The following is a 22,587-nucleotide window of genomic DNA, read 5'->3' as shown; positions in this document are numbered from 1 at the left end:
TAAAGTAAAAATATTCAGAAAATAAAATACTGTTTTTTCACACCTTATTTTCATTCACTTATTAGACAAATTTTAAAAGAAAAAAGCCACACGAATGTATGACTTTTAATCTATTAAACATAGCTTATTTTCTATTTACTAGTAGGAAACAATTCTGAAAGAGGAACTATCCGCCCCATCTCATCTTTAAACACAATATGCTCTCTCGTTAAATGACGCGGACTCTTTACTCCCGCTGCGGCTGCAAGTGAGAACAAACTATATCTCATACTAACAACATAATTCATTACTCGCCATTTCTTCTCATACGGATCTAGCGCTTTTTGATAGTGCGGATTCGTCGTGGCAACTCCAGATGGACATTGCCCCGAATTACATTGAAGCGCCATAATACAGCCACTCGCCATCATAAATCCGCGCGCTGAATTTACAGCATCTGCACCAATAGCTAAAGCAATTGCCACTTTATCTGGTGTAATTAATTTCCCCGAGGCAAACACTTTGAATTTGTCCCGAATACCATAATGATTCGCTGTATCAATACATGTCAGTAACGCTGGAATAAGCGGCATCCCCATACTATCTGCCATCGATTTATACGTTGCACCTGATCCACCTTCTGAACCATCAACTGTAATGAAATCTGGATAGATGTTTAACTCTTTCATCGATTTGAATAAATCTTCCAACGGCTCCTGCTGTCCAATTACAATTTTCATACCGATTGGTTTGCCGCCGTTTTCTTGCAAACTCTGAATAAAATAAAGTGTATCTGCTGCATTCTTTAAAAATGGAAATCGATTCGGTGAATTAATTGTCTCCCCTTCTCGCACATTTCGAACAGAAGCGATCTTCTCATTTACTTTTTGTCCCTCTAAATGACCACCACGTATTTTTGCACCTTGACCAAATTTCAATTCGAATGCTTTAATATTGCTTTCTTTTGCTTTCTCCATAAATTTCTCTATTGAAAAATTACCATCCTCATCACGGTACCCAAATAAACCCGGACCAATTTGCGCGACGATATTCGCACCTGTATGTAAATGTTCTGGAATAACGCCACCTTCGCCAGTATTAATCCACGATCCGCCAGCCATCTTCGCACCAAACCCGCTCGCCAAAATATAATTTTCGCCAATCGCACCGTAAGAAGTCGCAGATGCCCCAAACATGCCATGCAATTTCCACGGATATTGGCGGTTTTCACCGACCATAATTGCATCGTCTTCTTCGTATAACCAAAGATTCGTTGTATCCGCTGTCAATTTTTCTCTTCGTGAAAATAATCCTTCTTTATGAATCACATACTTTTTCCCTTCACGTTCTTGCGTTACATTCACACTTAATTCATCTGTTAATTTCGGAAATAATGTATTAGCGATATAATATCCAGATGCATCAAAATCTCGTTTCGATCCAAAACCGAGTATTTCTGAACGATACTTTGCTAGAAACATTACACTTTGAAAATCATAACGTGAAAAGGGCTTTCCATCCGTATCATGATCAAACCAATATTGCCTAAATTCCGGTCCTATCTTTTCAAGTAAATAACGCATCCTTCCTAAGTATGGATGTAACTTTAATATCGAATGATGCGTCCGTTTTTTAATAAAAAATGTAATAATAAAAAAAATGATTAATAGTAACATCAATAAGAGCAATATACTAATAATAACGAGTAGCGTTTCACTCATCCCGCTTCCTCCTAGGAAAATCCATAATAAAAGGAGAACACATCAGATGTTCTCCTTTTATCTTTATTCAAATTAATGTAGCAAGATGCTCTTTCGCATCATATTCAACTAAACTTTCAGCATTTTGAATTCGATGGACAAAATCTGGATTAGCAATTAAAGGTCTTCCAAATGCCGCTACATCAATCGTTCCTTCTTGCAACGCTTCTTCAGCCTCTTTCGGATTTAAATTCCCTACTCCTACGATCGTACCATCCCAATATTTTCTTACTAATTGATGAAAATTCTTTCCGTCAGCAATAACTGCTGTATAATTCATCGTCGAAGGGTGAATCATCGTTAACCCCACTTCTTTGAACATATTTACAAACGTTTCAATTGCAAGCTCAGGGTTTTCCCACATATAAGTTGGATTATCACCTTTGAAAGCAGAGAAGCGAAGAAGTGTTTTGTCAGCCCCAACAGCTTCTATTACAGCCGCCGTTACTTCTTTCATAAACGTTAGCCTTTGCTTTAAGTCTCCCCCGTATTTATCAGTACGCTTATTTGCAAACTCATAAGTAAATTGATCGATTAAATACCCGTGTGCACCGTGAATTTCTACTCCATCAAATCCAGCTTCAATCGCATTCTTCGCAGCTTGTGCGTATTGACCGATAACTTCTTCTACTTCTTCTAACGTCATTGCTTCTGGTGTATCGAACGGTTTACGAAAACGTGGAACATTTCCTTCTGCAGCAATAGCAGAGGGTGCTTGCGGCATTTGTCCACCAATTATTTCGTGATGACTCATACGTCCAACATGCCATATTTGAGCAATAATCGCTCCGCCTTCTTTATGTACTGCCTCTGTAACAGGCTTCCACGAATTGATTTGTTCTTGTGTATAAATCCCTGGTACTCCTGGATTCCCTTTTGCTCTTGGGCTAATGACGATTCCCTCTGTAATAATTAAGCCAACTCCATCAGCTGCACGTTTTCTATAGTACTCGACTACATCAGTACCAACGACTCCTGTTTCATGATTCGCGAAACATCTCGTCATCGGTGCCATTGCTATGCGATTACGAAGAGACCAAGATCCAATTTGAAGCGGATTAAACAACTTTATTTCTTCAATATTTTCAAAAAATCCCCAAGCGTTTACCTTTGTTCCTTCATAAATACTTGCTGCTTTATTATTTGAACTTGTCATTTTTCTTCCCCCTAAAAAATTCTTACTATAAACGCATCATACTTACTTTTAGATAGTAACGTCAATTTATACGCTTTAATCACAAAACATTCGAATATCAAACAAATAGAATGCTATAAATAAACTAAAAAAGGTTTCCTTAGTAGGAAACCTTTTTTTAATTGACCATATATGGCTGTCAATTTGTTTATCTCTTTTATATAAAGAATATAAACAATTATAATCTCTTCACATATAAAAATTCCTTATCAATAGAAGCGGAAATGGTTCAGTATTCTTCTAAAAATAATAACTTATAAACCTAAAACAATGAAAGCCCTACCTCTCTTTCATCCTTACGGCTCCTTGTCCGTGCCAGTGTGAATCAGGATTGCAAAAATCAAGTAACTATTCTATCGAAGTGTTTAATTAAACTTCGAACATTCGTAAAGAATTAAAAAATAAAAATGGATTTGATTGTAGTAATAACAAAAGAGGTTAATGCTCTAAAAGTGGTTTGAAAGAGTTGAATGTCTTTGAAATGATTAATTTTCTATAATTATGTTCCCAAAAAATTCAAAATCTTTTTTGGGATGTAATACATTATTTTTAATGAATCTTAACAAAAGCTTTTTATTTGACTTTCTGTGATACCTTCAATTAATCCCAGTTCACTAATCAAAAATTCATGTGCGTTATCTAACATTTTCTTTTCGCTTGCATTAAGTGCTTTTTCTTTTTGCATACGTAGTAAATCCCGTACAACTTCAGCACCTTCTTGTATTTTACCCGTCTTTATTTTATCAGTGTTCAATTTATACCTTTGTTTCCACGTAAGTAATCTATCAGATTCTCCATGTTGAAAAATATCCAATATGTGTGCTATTGCCGTTATATTCGTGACTGGTCGTATATTTGAGCTCAATATTCTCCCTGCCGGAATCATTACTTCCATATTACTACCCGACATTTTTATAACATAATACTGTTGTTTTTCTCCTGCGATTTCCTTCTCTTCTACGGCTTTAATTATACCTGCTCCGTGCATAGGATAAACAATGTTATCGCCAATTTGAAACAAATAATCCACCTCCATATATGGTAACCTTCTCAATCTTAACACACAATCACTTTTTTAGCAAAATTTTTATTTTATCACAAAATTATTTTTCATGTCAATCCTTTCGAACTAAGAAAATAAATTCGTAAAATATCACTAAAAACCCGCAATTTTATTAACTTTTCCACACATATATACATTCTAATTTCACCTTCTCTTTTTACATAAAAACACATTACTACATATGAGTAGTAATGTGTTTTTTATACGGAATCGGTAAACATTCTCTATTCATTTCACGCCTATACACTAACTTGCTTACGGACTGTCTCTCTCGCTAAAAGAAAACTCATAATCACTTGCGCGGCTACTCGACTCGTCATATCCCTAAAATCAAGGGTTGGATCAATCTCTACAATGTCCATCCCTTGAACGAGTGGTTCTTTACCAAGAAATTCAATCGCATCAAGTAAAGTCGTACTGTCCATTCCGCCAGGACCAATTGCTGGACAACCTGGTGCAAATGCTTGATCTAGTACATCCATATCAAGAGAAATGTAAATAGAAGTCACGCCTTGCTTTCTTAATACTTCAATACTTTCCGTGATAATATCTTTTATTTCTCGCTCTCGTACATCTTTCATTGTATACACTGTCACGCCATGTTCTTTTGCATATTCATGGTACGCTCGTGCATTTGAAAAATTACGAATTCCGATTTGAATAAGTTGTTGTCCTGTAATGACATCATTTTCTAGTAAACTACGGAACGGTGTACCATTTGATGGACCACCATCATCTAAATTACGTAAATCATGATGGGCATCAAATTGGATAATACCGACCTTCCCTTTACTGTTTGCAAAGCCTGTTATACTCGGAAAACTAATTGAATGGTCACCACCAAGAACGATTGGTATCATGTTCGGATTTACTTTCGTTAAGTGACCAACCGTTTTCGTAATTCGGTTATGACTTTCTTGTATATCTGTCACATGCATTGTAATATCTCCACAATCATACAAGACACTTTCTTTCATATCGTGTTCTTCTGTAATTGCGTACGTGCTATATGCATCTAACATCGCACGAATTGTTTTTGGTGCAAAACTTGCTCCCGAATGACTAATAGATGGTTTAGAAAGGGGTGCTCCAATTAAGGCCGCACCGAATATTTCCACGCCTTCCTCCCAATCTTTAATCATTTCACTCCATTTCGTCACTTCACGATCAATAAACTTTGCATTTTTCTTTAAATAGTGGCCGTGATCCACGATTGTTCACCTCTTGTATATGCGATATTACCGTTCTTCCAAACTGTATTTACATGACTTACACCGTAATGGTACGGTACGTAAGCATAATTGTACGCATCCCATAAAACTAAATCTGCCTTACGACCAACTCTAATTTTCCCAGCTACATCACCACGATTAATAGCATAAGAAGAGTTAACTGTTACGGCATTCCAAACTTCTTCTGGTGTCATTTTCAGCTTTAACATTGCAATGCTCATAATAAGCTGAATATTTTCAGTTGGACAGCTACCTGGGTTAAAGTCTGTAGCTAACGCAACTGCAACACCTTCATCAATCATTTTACGACCGCGAGCGAAGCTTTCTTTATTTAAATAGAAAGTTGTTCCTGGTAATAATGTTGCGACTGTATTCGAGTTTGCAAGCATTTCAATTCCTTTATCCGAAGCGCCAACTAGATGGTCCGCTGATGCTGCACCGATTTCAGCCGCTACTTCCGCACCACCAAGAGGGTCGATTTCATCTGCATGGATTTTCACATCAAAGCCAAGCTCTTTCGCTTTTAATAAAAACTCTTTTGACTCTTCGACAGAGAACACACCTGTTTCGCAGAAAATATCAACGAATTCAGCTAATTGCTTCTCTTTCATTTCTGGCAGTAGGTCTAACATCCATTGTAAAAATTCTTTTGATCTACCTTTATACTCTTTCGGAACTGCATGAGCACCTAAAAATGTGGAAACTAAATCGATTGCATGCTCTTTTTGTAATTGTGCAGTTGCCTCTAATTGCTTCCACTCTGTTTCATCATCTAATCCGTAACCACTCTTCGCTTCTACAGTTGTAACTCCGAAAGATAGCATACGGTCTAAATGGAATTTTGCTTTTTGAACAAGTTCTTCTTTTGACGCTTGTTTCGTTGCATTTACAGTTGAAAGAATGCCTCCACCTTGTTCTAAAATTTCTAAGTACGGAACTCCTTGTAATTTTAGTGCGATTTCATTTTCACGAGATCCGCCAAATACAAGATGAGTATGCGGATCAACAAGACCAGGAGAAACCATTTTCCCGCCGCAATCAATAACTTCTTTCGCTTGTAATCCTTTAGCTTCTTCCGCTGTTCCAACGAAAGTGATTACGCCGTTTTCAATTCCAACCGCACCGTTTTCGATAACAGGAAGCGTGTTCATCGCTTCCCGTCTTAACAAGCCATCTTCTTGATCCATTGTTAGTAATTGACCGATATTTATTAGTAAAGTGTCTAGCATGTTTTCTCCTCCTTATTTCATCATTGGAATGTTAACGCCTTTTTCTTTCGCAGTTTCCACAGCTAAGTCATATCCTGCATCAACGTGACGAACAACACCCATACCAGGGTCAGAAGTTAATACGCGCTCAATACGTTTTGCTGCCGCTTCTGTTCCATCTGCAACGATAACCATTCCAGCGTGAAGTGAATAACCCATACCAACGCCGCCACCATGGTGAACAGACACCCAGCTTGCACCGTTTACACTGTTAATTAACGCATTCAAAATTGGCCAGTCTGCTACCGCATCACTACCGTCTTTCATCGATTCTGTTTCACGGTTTGGAGATGCTACTGATCCACAATCTAAATGGTCACGACCGATAACGATTGGTGCTGATAATTCACCATTTGCAACCATTTCATTAATGATGCGACCAAATTTCGCGCGCTCACCGTAACCTAACCAACAAATACGTGATGGAAGACCTTGGAATTCAACTTGCTGACGAGCCATACGAATCCAGTTACATAAATGCTCATTATCCGCAAATTCACGTAAAATTACTTCGTCTGTTTTATAAATATCTTCTGGGTCACCAGAAAGTGCTACCCAGCGGAATGGCCCTTTTCCTTCGCAGAATAATGGACGGATAAATGCAGGTACGAATCCTGGGAAATCAAATGCATTTTTCAAACCTTCATCGAAAGCAACTTGGCGAATGTTATTTCCATAATCAAATGTAATTGCGCCTTTTTCTTGCATAGCAAGCATTGCTTCCACATGTTTTGTCATGCTTTCTTTTGATAATTGTACGTAACGTTCTGGATCTTCTTCACGAAGTTTCGCCGCTTCTTCTAATGTATAACCTACTGGAATATAACCGTTTAATGGATCATGAGCTGATGTTTGATCCGTAACTAAGTCAGGGATAATATTACGGTTTACTAACTCAGGTAGAATTTCTGCTGCATTACCTAATAATCCAATTGAAATAGGCTCTTTCTTCTCTTTATACTCGTTTGCAATAGCCAATGCTTCTTCTAATGATTCTGTATACTTATCACAATATCTCTTTTCAATACGACGATCGATACTACGCTTATCTACATCAATAGCAATGACAACACCGCCGTTCATCGTTACAGCAAGCGGTTGTGCACCACCCATACCACCTAAACCAGCAGTAAGTGTTAATGTACCTTTTAATGAACCATCGAAATGTTGACGTGCCGCTTCACCAAACGTTTCATATGTTCCTTGTAAAATACCTTGTGTGCCGATGTAAATCCAGCTACCTGCTGTCATTTGTCCGTACATCATAAGACCTTTTTTCTCTAGTTCACGGAAGTGATCCCAGTTCGCCCACTTTGGTACTAAGTTTGAGTTCGCTAAAAGAACGCGTGGTGCATCTTCATGTGATTTAAAAATGGCAACTGGTTTTCCTGATTGAACAAGTAACGTTTCATCGCTTTCTAACGTTTTTAATGAATCTACAATCGCATTATAGCTTTCCCAGTTACGAGCTGCACGGCCAATTCCGCCATATACAACTAATTCTTCTGGTTTTTCCGCAACTTCAGGATCTAAATTGTTCATTAACATACGAAGTGCAGCTTCTTGAACCCACCCTTTCGTTTGTAACTCTGTACCTCTTGGCGCGCGAATTGTTTGTTTAACTTTTTCCATTTCAATCTCTCCCTTTTCTCATTTTATAGTGCTGCGTTTACATCTAATCTTTCTTTTATCGAATAATTCGTTTTTAACCAATACGCAATATTTTCAATATCCGTTGAGAATATGCGATCATTTGTAATAGAAGGTACTTGTTGACGACCTTGATGGTAGAAGCTCTTCGTCACTGTACTCATGTTTTCAATACCGCGATATTCTGCTGCTTGCATCGCACAAATCATCTCAATTGAAAGAACACGTCTTACATTTTGAATAATTTGATGTGCATGGCGTGAAGCGATTGTTCCCATACTTACGTGATCTTCTTGGTTAGCTGATGACGGGATTGAATCAACACTCGCTGGATGTGCTAACGTTTTATTTTCAGAAACAAGTGACGCTGCAGCGTATTGCATAATCATCGCACCAGACTGAAGTCCTGGTTCTGGACTTAAAAATGGAGGTAAATCATTTAATTGCGGATTAACTAAACGCTCAATACGACGCTCTGAAATATTTGCAAGTTCCGCCATTCCTACTTTTAAGAAGTCCATTGCAAACGCAATCGGTTGACCATGGAAATTCCCACCCGAAATTACTTTTTCTCCGCCATCAAAGATTAGCGGATTATCTGTTGCTGCATTCATTTCAATTTCTAATTTTTCTTTCACATAATTTAAAACTTGCCAAGAAGCACCGTGTACTTGCGGGATACAGCGAAGCGAATATGCATCCTGTACTCGTAGTTCTCCTTGTTTTGTTGTTAATTTACTATCATGAAGGATGTCACGAATTCTGCTCGCTACTTCCACTTGCTCTTTATAACCACGTGCTTTATGAACATTTTCATCAAATGCATCAATAATGCCTTGTAATCCTTCAATTGTCATCGAAGCAATGAATTCAGCTTGATACGCCATTGCTTCTGCTTCTATATAAGAAAGAACTCCTTGCGCTGTCATCGCCTGCGTACCATTGATTAATGCAAGCCCTTCTTTCGCTTCAAGTTCAATCGGTTCAAGACCTTCTTCTGTAAGAGCAACCATCGCATGAACGCGTTTCCCCTTATAGAACACTTCACCTTCGCCTAATAATACAAGCGCAAGATGAGATAAAGGCGCTAAATCACCACTCGCACCAAGTGAACCTTGTTGCGGAACGACTGGGTGAATTTTACGATTTACAAACTCAAGAAGCATATTTACAACAAGCGGCCTAACGCCTGATACTCCTTTAAGCATCGTGTTCGCTCGTAAAATTAACATACCGCGTGATACTTCTTCAGGGAATGGATCACCTATTCCGCATGCATGTGACTGAATTAAATTATGTTGAAGTGCCTTTACATCATCTTTTTGAATAAGCACGTCACTGAACTTTCCAAATCCAGTTGTAATACCGTAAACGACTTTTCCGTCCTCTACAATTTTCTCAACTACTTCGCGGCACTCTGCCACCTTTTGCATACTATTTGGACAAGGTGTTACACCTTCCCCTTCAAGTAACAACCTCTTCATTTCTTCAATTGTCAATGTGTGTCCTGTTAACGTAATCATTCTTTTTCCTCCTTAAAAAGGCAAAAGGGGACCTTATCTTTTTAAGACAGACTTCTGTCCTAAAAAAGTAAGGCCCCCTTCTAACTAATAGACTATGGGCAAATCATATGTGATTAATTCCTAAACCAATCGCCTCATGCTCAGATCCTTTTACAGGTGCACCAATCGTTCCATATAATGCAACAGCAACCCATTCGCCTTCTTTTTTTCCGTCGTATGGTGTACCGCGCACAATTGCAAAGCGAAGTCCTACTGTACGAAGAACGTCTGCTAACTGAATTTGACCTCTCGTCACTCCGTACAAAGCTTCCATTATTGCATGATAAAGTGCATGTGTTTCTCTGTAAACGTCTGTTTCAATAACTTGGGTGCTCTTAGCCGCTGTTTCCATTGCTGCTACAACTTTTTGCGAATTCATCGAACCCACTTTCCCAGTACAATACTTCCAACCTTTCGGAATAGATAATACAGGGCTTTCATTCTCATCCGCAAGTGCCAACAGCATGGCCATACGACCAATTCGATGTGTTCCTTGAAGAAGCATGTGACTCTCTCATTTCTTTTAATTATTTGAATATTTCTTAATTTAAGAATATATGAAAACGGTTAAATCGTCAATAGTTTAAACTCACATTCGAACAATTTTTTCATCTCCTTCATTTGTGTACACAAATTATTTACACGAATTTTTCAGGCGTGCTATAGTCTCTCTAACAGATGCAAAGGGGCGATATTTCAATGACGAAACGAAAAGATATTCATTTTCGAATTGAAGAAAAATTACTTGAAAGGTTCGAATCTGCACTTCATTACGAAGGTTTAAAGAAAACGGACGTATTAACACATGCGATTCATCAATTTTGTGCGAAAGTGGAATGCGAAAAAATGAATGATGTAAAACGCCAATACAACATAAGCAACCATTTACAAATACGTATCGATACGCATAAACATTACGAAGAAAAACAAGTGAATTTAGATGAATTCACCATGGAGCATTTACAACTTCAAGGAGAAGAAAAAATATTAGAGGTTGGGTGTGCTAATGGAAATTTTCTTTCCCTCGTACAAACTAACGGTCATAAAGGACAACTGACCGGTTTTGATCAATCGAAAACGATGCTTTCTGAAGCTACAATAAAGAATAACATAATTGAATGGAGACTAGGTGATGCTGCTAAACTCCCTTTTGAAGCTAATTGCTATGATTGGATCGTCGCAAGACATATGTTATACCACATGAAAGATGTCGAAAAAACAATTCAAGGATTCCATAAAGTAATTTGTCCCGGTGGCTCACTTTTAGCTACAACAAATTCTAGCGTTACATTACCTCGTATCGTCGAAATGTGTAATCGCATGTTAGACGCATTTGATTTACCGAAAACAACATCATCAGTCACTCCATTTTGTTTAGAAAATGGTAAAGAGATATTACAGTCTGTTTTTCCAACTGTTGAAGAAACAGTTATTCATAATGCGCTCGTTTTTCATCATGCTACTCCGATTGTAAACTATATTTCTAGCATGTTTCCGTCGCTAAATATACCTGACAATACATATCTTCACGCCGAAATGAAGGAATGGCTAAAAGAAGAGGTAGAAAATGAATTGACACTTCATAACGGTATATGGCGCGATCCGAAAACGTTAGCTATTTATCGATGTCAAAAAGAAAAAAGCTAGCAAATGCTAGCTTTTATACATTCTCAGGTAAAAGTTTCTCCATCATCACATTGCCCTTACCACCATAAAAATTTATATTATGTGCGTTCGCTACTCCAAAATAAGAGGCAATCGCTATTCCAAATGGTACAAATGCATGCCCCTGTGCTGTAATAATATTTGAGCGTTGCACAACTTCTTCATATACAAAATTCCCCACCGGAAAACAATCTAATTTTTGATAATCCATAGTCACCGTATACGAAATTGCTTTGAATAAGCCTGCTTTTGCTAGCGCATATGGTCCAGCACAAATAGCAGCTACTAATTTTTCTTGTTCATAAAATTGACGAATGACTGTAAAGAGTACTTCGGCATCCTTCATATGTATTGCATCTCCGCCTGGAATAATAATCCCCTCATATTCTTCTACACGCACTTCACTTAATTCTATATGTGGTTGCACTTGCAAACCTGTTTCACTTATAATCAATTCTTTTGTTACACTCGCTGTAATGATTTCAAATTTATTTTTCAGCAATGCCGTAGCTACCGTTATTTCAAACTCCGCAAATGTTGGATATACGAATAAAAGTATTTTTTTCATAACCTTCTCTCCTTCAACCCTCTCATAAAATATGCCTCTAATTCGTCCACTGTTAACCTATTCGTGTCCACATAAGTTACAGGAAATTGTTTATACCATTCTTTTTCAGCTTCTACTAATTTTAATTGCTCCTCAAATTTACTTCGCTTTCTTGTCCTATCGTTATTTTTTCTATCATATACATTCTTTTTCGTCACATCTAAATAAAAAATAGCATCTGAACGGCATTCTCTTAATTTATATAATTCATCTTTCAATTCAGTTTCTATATCCCACTCTTTCCCTATTAGCACTGGATAAAAAAGTGTATAGAACTCAATGTCTTCAGGTCCACGATCAAAAATAACGACTGAATCTTTCACATTTTGAAATTCCTTTATTTTTGCTTCCATAAACATTTTTTGGTTTATAATAAATCCTTCTTTTGAATTCATATCCAAATTTAATTGTTTTCGCTTTTCTACAATTGGATAAGGATCTTCATAAATAACTGAAAGTCCACATCGTTCTAACCTTTTAGCCAATGTTGTTTTTCCGCTTGCCATAGGTCCTTGGAGTGAAATTACATATGCCATTCCTCTCATTCCCTTGCACTTTAGTACACTTATAATATACAGAATCTTGAAAACTATCAACAAAATATATACCATCTTGTTTCTTATTCTTATCTAACTTATAATAAAACATAGAGATTATGACGGACGCATCGATAATGTAAGCTTGGAAATCCAAGCTTACATTATTTTTTGCTTTCCCTTTTCTAATAAAAAGAGTATACTAGATTAGAACGTATGTTCTTAATGATTACATACAGTAAGGAGATAGAACAATGGTATACGACACAAAAGCAATTTCTTGGAATGAGTCTTTAAAACAACTTCAACGCCGCTATACAAACAAACAAGTTGACCGAAAAGAATTTGAAGATATTGAACTGATGGAATTCTTCCGCGATAACGACTACATTTCTTTACCTACACATATAAGCGGCCTATCAACAGCACGTTTTACTTCTTACTCTATTTTCACAACTGAAGATAAAGATCGTAAAGTTGGCACATTAATCATTGAATATGTAGAAGATGATAATAATAATTTATGTGTTGAACAACTATACTTCGTTTAAATGATAACGCTTGGTCAAAATGACCAAGCGTTCTTGCTTTCTATGAATCTCACTGTTTATAATATGAATAATAGAAAACCGCAATCATTAAGGAGGGGTACGCTTGCTCGAAGGATGGTTCAGTTGGTTCATTGTGCTATGGACTGTTATTTTATTAGGACTTATGTCTATCGGTGGATACTTTATGTTCAGAAAATTTTTAAAACGATTGCCAAAAGAAGATGGGATGTCCATTTTAGATTGGGAAGAGCACTATATTAATAAAACGAGGCATTTATGGGATGACGAACAAAAACAATTGTTAGAAGAGCTCGTAAGTCCTGTTCCAGAACTATTTCGCGATGTTGCTAAATCAAAAATCGCTGGCAAAATCGGAGAACTGGCATTACAAGAAAAAGCCTCTCAAATTACACAAGATTTAATTATTAAAGGGTATATTATTGCTACACCGAAGCGTGATCATAAATTTTTAGTGAAAAAACTACAAGAAAAAGAGATTGATTATTCTAACTATCAATCATTATTAACAAAATACCCCTCATAAAAAAGATTGCTAGTTTATAGCAATCTTCTTTACTTTAACTTACTGTTACTGATTTTGTAGCTGTTAATTTAGCCTCTGCTAAATCTATTTGTAACCCTACCGCACTCATATAAATTGTATCACCTGTACCTGTAATATTTACTTGTGTAGATGTCGTATTTGATGCAATAGAACCTGTAGCATTTACATTTGTAATGTCAAATTCAGCTCTTGCATTTGCATTTGTAGTCGTTCCTGAAAAGTTCCGATCAGCAAAACTACCAATTGTATTTAAATTTCCATTAATATCATTCACTTGCCCTCTAAAAAAATTCCCCAATGGATTATTCGGTCCAGTTAATGTCACTGAGTTCAATTGAAAATTATCACCTGTAAAATTCGGATCACCATTTACTGCCATTACAAAAACACGTGCTGTCACTGTTCCTGTAGCTGGGGTGAAAAATCCAGAAAGAGTTTGCGGTGTACCTGATAATAAAAATCCTGGAAATAAACTCACATTTCTCATCGGATATGAGGAATCACGATATACAACGATCAACGACCATCCTGCGCCATAACCAACTGGTGGACGGGTTGGTAATCCTGTTACACTATATCTTCCCGCCGCTCGATTTGGTAATCCTTGTAGTAAATTCGTTACATCTGCTGCTCGATTATAAACATTGGCTATAAAGGGTAAATTCACTCCTCCTGACGACCACGCTGAATTAATTGTCACTTGTGTACTCGTTCCATCAGGCGCGACTAAATTTGGAGGATTCGCATCAACAACAGCATTTGTTACAGTCGCATCCAACCCCCCTGTCCATACAAGTAATGCGAAATCTACAGCCGCCGTAGCAGGAACAATAGTAATTGAAGGATTCAATTCGGCCCATGAACCATCTAACGTCCAATCATTTGTCGTACCTCCAAATGTATTTGGATTAGTTGATGACGGTACTCCTCCAAAAGTAGAATCTGTATTTAATGTTATGAGTGCGTTATAAGCAAAGTTTGTATTCGCCGTACCACGCATACCCATCGTATTTCCTGTATGCATCATAAATAAATTGTCATTCTTTCCATAAGCTTGAACGAAGGCCAAAACCTCACTTCCTTTCTATTATAAAATAAATATTTTCTCGCTATTTCATTTAATGCGAGCAAAACGAAAAAGTTCCATTTATATACGTACAAGCTAATTTAGGCAAAAAAAATGCCTTTGCCTATACCTATTCATTTATATTTGAATAGGATGCAATGACGAGCTCATTTTTCACATTTTTTTTACAAATGAAATCATTTTTAAATTGTAAAATGATTCTATTTGTAAATGTCTAACTATTGATCGGATTTAAATTCATTTAGAAAGGACGAATCTAATGGCAATAGCAACAATAGGAAGTCGCTTAACCTATACAATCGTTGTCCAAAATACCGGAACACTTCCTGCCCAAAATGTTACATTTACAGACCCCATACCAGCTGGCACCACTTTCGTTCCAAACAGTGTAACTGTTAATGGCACTCCAACAGCTGGCGACCCCTCAACTGGAATTCCCATCAATAACATCCCTGCTGGTGGTTCTGTTACAATTACTTTCCAAGTAGATGTAACAAGTATCCCTACCCCACCTGTCGCCAGCAACGTAGCATCATTTGGATATGAATTTCAACCTGCACCTAACGCACCCACTATCACACGTACAACAACCAGCAATATAGTTGATACAGATATTTTCACAGCCAATGTCGCAATAACAAAAGCAGTCGATAAAACAATCGCTACGATCGGTGATACGATTACGTATACAATTACTGCTACAAATGAGGCTCCATTAGCTGCCAATAACGTTACCATTACAGACACCCCTCCTGCTGGTACATCGTTTGTACCAGGTAGCGTTACAGTAAATGGCACTTCTACTCCCGATAATCCTGCTACTGGTATAAATGTAGGAACGATTCCTGCAAACGGGAATGCTACAATTACGTTTCAAGTTCGAGTTAATACCCTCCCTACACCAAACCCTATTCCAAATAGTGCAACTTCAAGCTTTCAATATAATCCACCAAACCAACCACCAATTAACAGAAACTCTACAAGTAATATAGTTGAAACACAAATTAATGCTACTATCATTAATCCAACTAAAAGTGCAAACCAACAAATTGTGAATATTGGTGACATCATTACGTATACGATTACCGTCCCAAATAACGGTAATATTTCAGCAACGAATGTTTCTATCACTGACCCTATCCCTACTGGCACTACTTTCATTCCAAACAGTGTTACAGTTAATGGAGCGACACAATCTGGCGTAACACCAACAAATATTCCGCTAGGTACGATTCCTGCTGGTCAAACTACAACTGTCACATTTCAAGTTCAAGTCACTTCTCTTCCGGCTAATGGAACGATTACTAACGAAGCAAATATAACATTTACATCGCAGCCGAACCCGTCTGAACCCCCAACGACAACTACGACAACACCACCTCCAACAACTACTTCTGTACGAACTGCAATTGTAAATCCAACAAAAACTGCTAGTCCACAAATTGCTGATATTGGTGATATTATTACGTATACAATTACTGTACCGAATACAGGAAACATCGCTGTGACGAACGTTATTGTAACTGATCCAATTCCAAGTGGCACTACATTCATTCCGAATAGTGTCACAATTAACGGTGCTTCACAACCTGGTGTAAATCCCGCTGGTGGTATACAAATCGGTACAATCGCCGCTAGTGCAACTACTACAGTTACATTCCAAGTTCAAGTTACCTCTCTCCCAGAAAATGGATTGATCCGAAATATCGGAACCACAACATTTACGTATGAACCAGATCCTACAAAACCACCTATTACAACAACAAACCCTACACCACCTACTACTACTCCCGTTAACACCGCTATTACAAACCCTGTTAAAACAGTGGATAAAACTACTGTTGATATCGGTGATGTTATTACGTATACGATTACATTTACTAATGATGGTACGATCCCTGCTATGAATGTAGTTTTTAATGATACAATTCCTGCTGGTACAACATTCATTCCGAATAGCGTAGTCTTAAATAATGCCCCTGTCCCAAATTCAAATCCAGCACTAGGGATTCCAGTAGGAACAATTAATCCTGGTGAAACGAAAATACTCTCATTCCAAGTTCTTGTTACACAAATTCCTACTGGCGGTGTTATTACAAACGAAGCTTCAACGACATATACGTATCAGCCAGATCCAACAAGACCGCCTGTTACAACAACCGAACCGACAGCACCTACTACAGTCGCTGTTAATACCGCTACGGTTAACCCTACAAAATCTGCTAATCGTACTTTCGTTGACATTGGTGATATTATTACGTATACAATTAGTTTACAAAATAACGGCACTGTTCCTTCAACGAATATTGTACTAACCGATCCAATTCCAAACGGTACAACATTTATTCCAAATAGCGTCACGATTGATGGTGTCTCACAACCTAACAGTAATCCTGAAAACGGTATATCAATCGGCACTTTAAATCCAAATCAAGCAAAAACAATTACATTCCAGGTTCAAGTTACAAGTGTGCCACCAAATGGCCTTATAGAAAACCAAGGCATTGTATCATTTAATCATATTGTTAATCCAAATGAACCTCCTGCTACAAAAACGACCCCAACTCCTAAAACAGAAACACAAGTCGGGACCGTTGTTACAGCGCCTACAAAATCTGCCGACAAACAAGTTGCTGATATAGGAGATACAATTACCTATACGGTCACTTTTACAAATAATGGGACAGTTCCAGCTACAAATGTAGTCGTTACAGACCCTACACCTAACGGGACTATTTTCGCTCCAAATAGTGTTACAATTGATGGCGTTTCGAATCCTGGTTCCGATCCAGAACTCGGAATACAACTCGGCACTATTTCTGTCGGAGAAACAAAAACAATCACGTATCAAGTTGTCGTTACAAATTTACCACCTGATGGGGTAATTAGAAACCAAGCATCCTTCACTTATCAATATCAACCGAATCCAAGTGAGCCTCCCGTTACAACAACTACTACGACTCCAAGTGTGAATATCCCAATTAACAATCCAAATCCGACGACTACAAAATCTGCAGATCGACAAATTGCTGATTTAGGAGATACGATTACTTTTACCGTAACATTCCAAAATAGAGGGACCGTCCCTGCTACAAACGTTATCGTAAAAGATACACTTCCATCTGGTATTTCATTCGTTCCAGGTAGTGTTGTTGTGAATGGAACATCACAGCTTGGAGAAAATCCCGAAATTGGTATACCAGTTGGCACTGTAAATCCTGGTCAAAGTATTACAGTTACGTTCCAAGGTGTAGTAAATAGCATCCCGCCCGGGGGAATCATTAAAAATCAAGCAAATATAACATTCACATATGAGCCAAATCCGAATGAACCTCCTGTTACGACAACTATTATAACTCCTGAAACAGAAACGGCAGTTAATACCGCAACACTAAATCCACAAAAAACAGCAGATCGTTCCTTCGCTGCATTAAATGATATCATTACCTATACGCTCTCATTTCAAAACACCGGTACTGTCCCTGCTACGAATGTAACAGTACTGGATTCTATCCCTGCTGGTACTATATTAGTTCCAGACAGTGTTACGATTAATGGTATTCCTCAACCAGGAACCAATCCAGCATCAGGAATTTCACTTGGAACTTTAGCACCATCCGAACGAGCGACCATTACTTTCCAAGTACGAGTAGTAAACATCCCTGCTAGTGGAGAAATACGCAATCAAGGAAGTGCAACATTTAATTATCAACCGGATCCAAACTTACCTCCAGTCACAAAAACAGAAACGACCCCTGAAACAACGACTCCTATTCAAACTGTAGTCATAAGCCCAACTAAAACCGCAAACCTTACGTTTGCAGAAATTGGTGATATTGTAACTTATACTGTCACATTTACAAACCAAGGAACTATACCTGCTACAGGTGTAACAATTACAGATTCTTTACCTCCAGGTACAACTTTTGTTACGAATAGCGTTACAGTAAATACTATCCCTCAACCTGGTGTAAGCCCGATTACAGGCATTTCCGTCGGTACAGTTAACCCTGGCGAAACTGTTACAGCTACGTTCCAAATACAAATCAATGCTATTCCACCTAACGGGAAAATAGAAAATACAGCAGTTGTTACCTATATTTCTCAACCCAATCCTAGCGAACCTCCTATTACAACGACAGAAACGACTCCTACCGTAACATTACCTGTTCGTACCGCTAACCCGAACCCGCAAAAAACAGTAGATCGTGAGTTTGCAAGTATTGGTGATACACTCACTTATACAATCATCCTTCAAAATTCTGGTAATATACCTGCAACCGATGTTATTATTACTGATTCTATCCCCACTGGAACTACATTTATTCCTGGAAGTGTTACGATTAATGGTATTCCTCAACCTAATTTGACACCAGCAACAGGAATTCCAGTTGGAACATTAAGCCCTAGACAACTAGTGACTGTTACTTTAGAAGTACAAGTAACTGCGCTACCACCAAATGGCGTTATCTCAAATGAAGCAAATGTCACTTACACATCTCAACCAGACCCGAATCTCCCACCCATTACAACAACAACACCTACTCCAATTGCAGAAACAATTGTGCAAAATGCAGAACTAGAATCAACAAAAGCAGTAGACTTACAACTTGCCAATATTGGAGATACACTCACTTATACAATCACCCTTGAAAACGTCGGAAATATTCCTATGACGAATGTATCTGTCACTGACCAACCACCAGTAGGTACACAATTTATTGTGGATTCTGTTACTGTAAATGGGATCTCACAACCAGGTGTTGATCCAAGTATCGGGATACCTATTGGTACAATACAACCAAATCAAATAGTAACCATTACGTTCCAAGTAACAATTACAAATATACCTCCTAACGGGGTTGTTACAAATGTTGGTTCAATCAACTTTACATCTCAGCCTAATCCAAATGAACCACCTATTATAGAAACAAGGGAAACACCACCCGTTAATACTGAGATTATTAACAGCATTATTAATCCATCGAAAACGGCCGATCGAAACAACGTTGATATAGGTGATATCATTACGTACACCGCTACCTTCCAAAACTTACAAACTGTACAGTTGACAGGCGTTGTTTTTACAGACCCAATTCCAACCGGGACTACTTTCATTCCAAATAGCGTTACAATTAACGGTATATCGACTAGTAATGTTGATCCAGCTCTTGGCATACCTCTTGGCACATTAAACCCTAGTCAATCAGTTGTTGTAACTTTCCAAGTTCGTGTTGTTTCAATACCACCTAACGGAATTATTGTAAATGAAGCTACTATCACCTACACCTTCCAACCTAATCCTGGAGAACCTCCAGTAACAGTGACTACTCCAACACCTCCTACTACTACCAATGTCAACACCGCAACAACGAATCCTACAAAATCTGCTGATAAAGTATTTGCTTTATTAGGTGACACAATCACCTATACAATCTCCTTACAAAATACAGGTACTGTCCCTGCAACAAATGTACTTGTAACCGATCCTATTCCAGCTGGCACTACTTTCATTCCAAATAGCGTTACGATTAATAGCGTTGCACAACCAGGTATCATTCCTAGTTCAGGAATTCTTATCGGTACACTAGAACCTAACACTTCAGTCGTTATAACTTTCCAAGTTCAAGTAACATCGATACCACCTACAGGTTTTATCGAAAATCAAGGAACCGTTTCATTCCAGTATCAGCCAGATCCAAATTTACCACCCGTATCTGTTATTACACCAACCCCAGCTACAAAAACACAAGTAAGCGAAGTTACCACTAATCCTAACAAACAAGCAAACCCTCAAGTTATTAATTTCGGTGATACTGTCACTTATACAATTACGTTCCAAAATGTCGGGAATATAAATGCAACAGATGTAATTATTACAGATCCTACTCCAACTGGTACTACTTTCATTCCGAATAGCGTTACGATAAATGGCGTTTCTTCACCTGGTGCAAATCCAAATAGTGGTGTAAATGTCGGGACTGTAACTCCAGGACAAATTGTTACATTAACCTATCAAGTTACTGTAACTACACTCCCGCCAGACGGTATTATTAAAAACACAGCAACCGTCACTTACACGTTCCAGCCAAACCCTAGTGAACCTCCTATTACCATTACAGATCCTACTCCAACTGTTGAAGTATCCGTTATTACGCCTACACCTAATCCAACTAAGCTAGCAGACAAACAAATTGTAGATATTAATGAAACTATCACTTACACAGTAACGTTTCAAAATCGTGGATCGGTTCCTGCAACTTCTGTTATCATTACTGATCCGTTAGCAAATGGACTAACGTTTGTTCCAGGGACTGTTGTAATAAATGGTATTCCGGATCTTGGAGCAAATCCTGTAGTAGGTATACCTGTCGGAACAGTCAATCCGACCGATACAATAACCGTTCAATTTCAAGCGAGAGTAACGAGCGTCCCACCAGGTGGTATCATCCGAAATCAAGCAACTGTTACTTTTACGTACCAACCAAATCCTGGTGAACCTCCTATTACCATTACAGACCCGACTCCAATTAACACAACGAAGGTAAATACAGCTATATTAAATCCGCAAAAAACAGCTACGCCGGAAACAGTTACATTAGGTGATATCATTACGTATACAATTTCTCTCCAAAATACAGGTACCGTTCCTGCTAATAATATACTTGTAACTGATACAATTCCTGTCGGTACTTCATTCATCCAAAATAGTGTCACAATTAACAACGTGCCGCAACCAACTGCAAATCCGGCTACAGGCATCCCTATTTCAACCCTTGCTCCATCTGAATCAGCAACGATTTCTTTCCGTGTCCTAGTTACTTCTATTCCACCAAACGGAAAAATTCAAAACCAAGGTAACGTTTCATTCCAATATCAACCTGATCCTACTAAACCACCTGTATCCGTTACTACACCTACGCCTACTACAATTACCTCTGTAAACGTCGGGACTATTAATCCGATAAAAACCGCTGATAAATCCATCGTTTCAGTAGGTGATACAATTACATTTACTATCACATTTCAAAATGAAGGTACGATTCCCGTTACTAGTATTTCTGTTACAGATTCACTTCCTACCGGTACATCATTCATTCCAAACAGTGTTACAATTAACAACATTCCAGTTCCAAATGCAAATCCAGCTACAGGCATTCCAGTTGGAAACCTGAATCCATCAGACTCAGTAACGATTTCATTCCAAGTACAGGTTATTACCCTTCCACCTAATAGAATGATTACAAATATCGCATCCATTACGTATACTTCTCAACCTGACCCTACTAGACCACCTGTCACAACAACGACAACAACACCACCAATTACAATAGAAGTAACTCCTAATGAACCAAACACATTTATTAAGAACGCAAATGTAAATAGCGCCCATCTCGGTGACTTCATCACATATACCCTTACCTTTACTAACAATGGCGCTATCCCAGCAAATAATGTACTCATTACCGATCCACTTCCTCCTGAAGTTACTTTCTATCCGAATTCAGTAACAGTAAACGGAGTAGCACGTCCCGGAACTAACCCAACTATTGGTATTCTTATCAGCACTGTTAATCCAGGTGAATCTGTCGTTGTTCGCTTTATCGTCCAAGTAACAGCAGAACCACGAAATGGTCTCATTCGAAATACCGCTCGCATTCGCTATACACTTAGACCTGATCCTACTAAACCGCCGATTCCAGTTGATGAGACTACAGAACCAAATATTATTCCGTTTATCGGTCCATTCGTATCACCAAATTTAAACTGTTTCTTTAATGGGGAACGTTTTATACGGCGCGGTTGGAATAGAAGATGTTAGCAATATAAATAAAAAGACAGCGTCAAAAAACGCTGTCTTTTTATT

Annotated in this window: 15 protein-coding genes; 4 read left to right on the top strand and 11 right to left on the bottom strand. The window is 38.0% G+C overall.

The features are described from left to right. Positions 1–131: 131 nt before the first annotated feature. From KVT31_RS25425 to hutP, 8 genes are all read right to left on the bottom strand, one after another. Positions 132–1,700, bottom strand: a complete 1,569-nt coding sequence (locus KVT31_RS25425; protein ID WP_088097334.1) for an FMN-binding glutamate synthase family protein — start codon at positions 1,698–1,700, stop codon at positions 132–134. A gap of 67 nt (positions 1,701–1,767) precedes the next feature. After that, entirely contained in the window at positions 1,768–2,895 is a 1,128-nt protein-coding gene (locus KVT31_RS25420) for an alkene reductase (protein WP_088097335.1), read from the bottom strand. Positions 2,896–3,493: 598 nt separating this feature from the next. Then, positions 3,494–3,955: a CarD family transcriptional regulator gene (locus tag KVT31_RS25415; RefSeq protein WP_170930149.1), complete on the bottom strand. Its 462-nt coding sequence runs from the start codon at positions 3,953–3,955 to the stop codon at positions 3,494–3,496. Positions 3,956–4,236: 281 nt separating this feature from the next. After that, on the bottom strand, positions 4,237–5,208 hold the full coding sequence (hutG, locus tag KVT31_RS25410) for a formimidoylglutamase (RefSeq protein ID WP_088097337.1): 972 nt from the start codon (positions 5,206–5,208) through the stop codon (positions 4,237–4,239). Further along, entirely contained in the window at positions 5,187–6,458 is a 1,272-nt protein-coding gene (gene hutI, locus KVT31_RS25405; protein ID WP_088097338.1) for an imidazolonepropionase, read from the bottom strand. Before hutI ends, hutG begins: the two co-directional genes overlap by 22 nt. 12 nt (positions 6,459–6,470) lie before the next feature. After that, entirely contained in the window at positions 6,471–8,129 is a 1,659-nt protein-coding gene (gene hutU / locus KVT31_RS25400; RefSeq protein ID WP_088097339.1) for a urocanate hydratase, read from the bottom strand. 23 nt (positions 8,130–8,152) lie between these two features. After that, positions 8,153–9,670 carry a histidine ammonia-lyase gene (gene hutH / locus KVT31_RS25395; RefSeq protein WP_088097340.1) on the bottom strand — a complete coding sequence of 506 codons (1,518 nt, stop codon included), beginning with the start codon at positions 9,668–9,670 and terminating at the stop codon, positions 8,153–8,155. Between the two features lie 103 nt (positions 9,671–9,773). Next, positions 9,774–10,214 carry a histidine utilization transcription antiterminator HutP gene (gene hutP, locus KVT31_RS25390; RefSeq protein WP_000926521.1) on the bottom strand — a complete coding sequence of 147 codons (441 nt, stop codon included), beginning with the start codon at positions 10,212–10,214 and terminating at the stop codon, positions 9,774–9,776. A 194-nt stretch (positions 10,215–10,408) separates the two neighbouring features. On the opposite strand from hutP, the gene KVT31_RS25385 reads away from it, so the two are divergent. Continuing rightward, positions 10,409–11,356, top strand: coding sequence for a class I SAM-dependent methyltransferase (locus KVT31_RS25385; protein WP_140392525.1), 948 nt, complete (start codon positions 10,409–10,411; stop codon positions 11,354–11,356). A 13-nt stretch (positions 11,357–11,369) separates the two neighbouring features. Here KVT31_RS25385 and KVT31_RS25380 read toward each other — a convergent pair whose 3' ends face one another. Together KVT31_RS25380 and KVT31_RS25375 are read right to left on the bottom strand one after the other, a co-directional pair. Then, positions 11,370–11,942, bottom strand: coding sequence for a DJ-1/PfpI family protein (locus KVT31_RS25380; protein WP_088097342.1), 573 nt, complete (start codon positions 11,940–11,942; stop codon positions 11,370–11,372). Beyond that, positions 11,939–12,517, bottom strand: coding sequence for an AAA family ATPase (locus KVT31_RS25375; RefSeq protein WP_088097343.1), 579 nt, complete (start codon positions 12,515–12,517; stop codon positions 11,939–11,941). Before KVT31_RS25375 ends, KVT31_RS25380 begins: the two co-directional genes overlap by 4 nt. Positions 12,518–12,771: 254 nt before the next feature. Here KVT31_RS25375 and KVT31_RS25370 point away from each other — a divergent pair, with 254 nt between their 5' ends. Beyond that, entirely contained in the window at positions 12,772–13,068 is a 297-nt protein-coding gene (locus KVT31_RS25370) for a hypothetical protein (protein WP_000262403.1), read from the top strand. Between the two features lie 103 nt (positions 13,069–13,171). After that, positions 13,172–13,612 (top strand): DUF2621 domain-containing protein, encoded by a 441-nt coding sequence (locus KVT31_RS25365; protein ID WP_088097345.1) that lies wholly within the window; start codon positions 13,172–13,174, stop codon positions 13,610–13,612. 34 nt (positions 13,613–13,646) lie between these two features. Here the strand turns inward: KVT31_RS25365 and KVT31_RS25360 are convergent, their stop codons facing one another. Continuing rightward, positions 13,647–14,702 carry a hypothetical protein gene (locus tag KVT31_RS25360; RefSeq protein WP_088097346.1) on the bottom strand — a complete coding sequence of 352 codons (1,056 nt, stop codon included), beginning with the start codon at positions 14,700–14,702 and terminating at the stop codon, positions 13,647–13,649. A gap of 277 nt (positions 14,703–14,979) precedes the next feature. Between KVT31_RS25360 and KVT31_RS25355 the strand changes: the two genes are divergently transcribed. Then, a complete protein-coding gene (locus tag KVT31_RS25355; RefSeq protein WP_088097347.1) occupies positions 14,980–22,542 on the top strand; it encodes a DUF7507 domain-containing protein in 7,563 nt (2,520 codons plus the stop codon). Positions 22,543–22,587 lie beyond the last annotated feature (45 nt).

Origin of the sequence: Bacillus sp. GbtcB14, assembly GCF_019091205.1 — a bacterium.
GTDB lineage: Bacteria > Bacillota > Bacilli > Bacillales > Bacillaceae_G > Bacillus_A > Bacillus_A cereus_AG.
The sequence above is the reverse complement of the archived record's forward strand: the minus strand, read 5'-3'. Positions and strand labels throughout refer to the sequence as shown.

Bases quoted from the DNA above. Each gene is read 5' to 3' on its own strand.
- hutH (WP_088097340.1), bottom strand. From the start codon at position 9,670: ATGATTACGTTAACAGGACACACATTGACAATTGAAGAAATGAAGAGG.
- KVT31_RS25355 (WP_088097347.1), top strand. From the start codon at position 14,980: ATGGCAATAGCAACAATAGGAAGTCGCTTAACCTATACAATCGTTGTC.
- hutI (WP_088097338.1), bottom strand. From the start codon at position 6,458: ATGCTAGACACTTTACTAATAAATATCGGTCAATTACTAACAATGGAT.
- KVT31_RS25385 (WP_140392525.1), top strand. From the start codon at position 10,409: ATGACGAAACGAAAAGATATTCATTTTCGAATTGAAGAAAAATTACTT.
- KVT31_RS25420 (WP_088097335.1), bottom strand. From the start codon at position 2,895: ATGACAAGTTCAAATAATAAAGCAGCAAGTATTTATGAAGGAACAAAG.
- KVT31_RS25425 (WP_088097334.1), bottom strand. From the start codon at position 1,700: ATGAGTGAAACGCTACTCGTTATTATTAGTATATTGCTCTTATTGATG.
- KVT31_RS25370 (WP_000262403.1), top strand. From the start codon at position 12,772: ATGGTATACGACACAAAAGCAATTTCTTGGAATGAGTCTTTAAAACAA.
- hutU (WP_088097339.1), bottom strand. From the start codon at position 8,129: ATGGAAAAAGTTAAACAAACAATTCGCGCGCCAAGAGGTACAGAGTTA.
- KVT31_RS25380 (WP_088097342.1), bottom strand. From the start codon at position 11,942: ATGAAAAAAATACTTTTATTCGTATATCCAACATTTGCGGAGTTTGAA.
- KVT31_RS25375 (WP_088097343.1), bottom strand. From the start codon at position 12,517: ATGGCATATGTAATTTCACTCCAAGGACCTATGGCAAGCGGAAAAACA.
- hutP (WP_000926521.1), bottom strand. From the start codon at position 10,214: ATGCTTCTTCAAGGAACACATCGAATTGGTCGTATGGCCATGCTGTTG.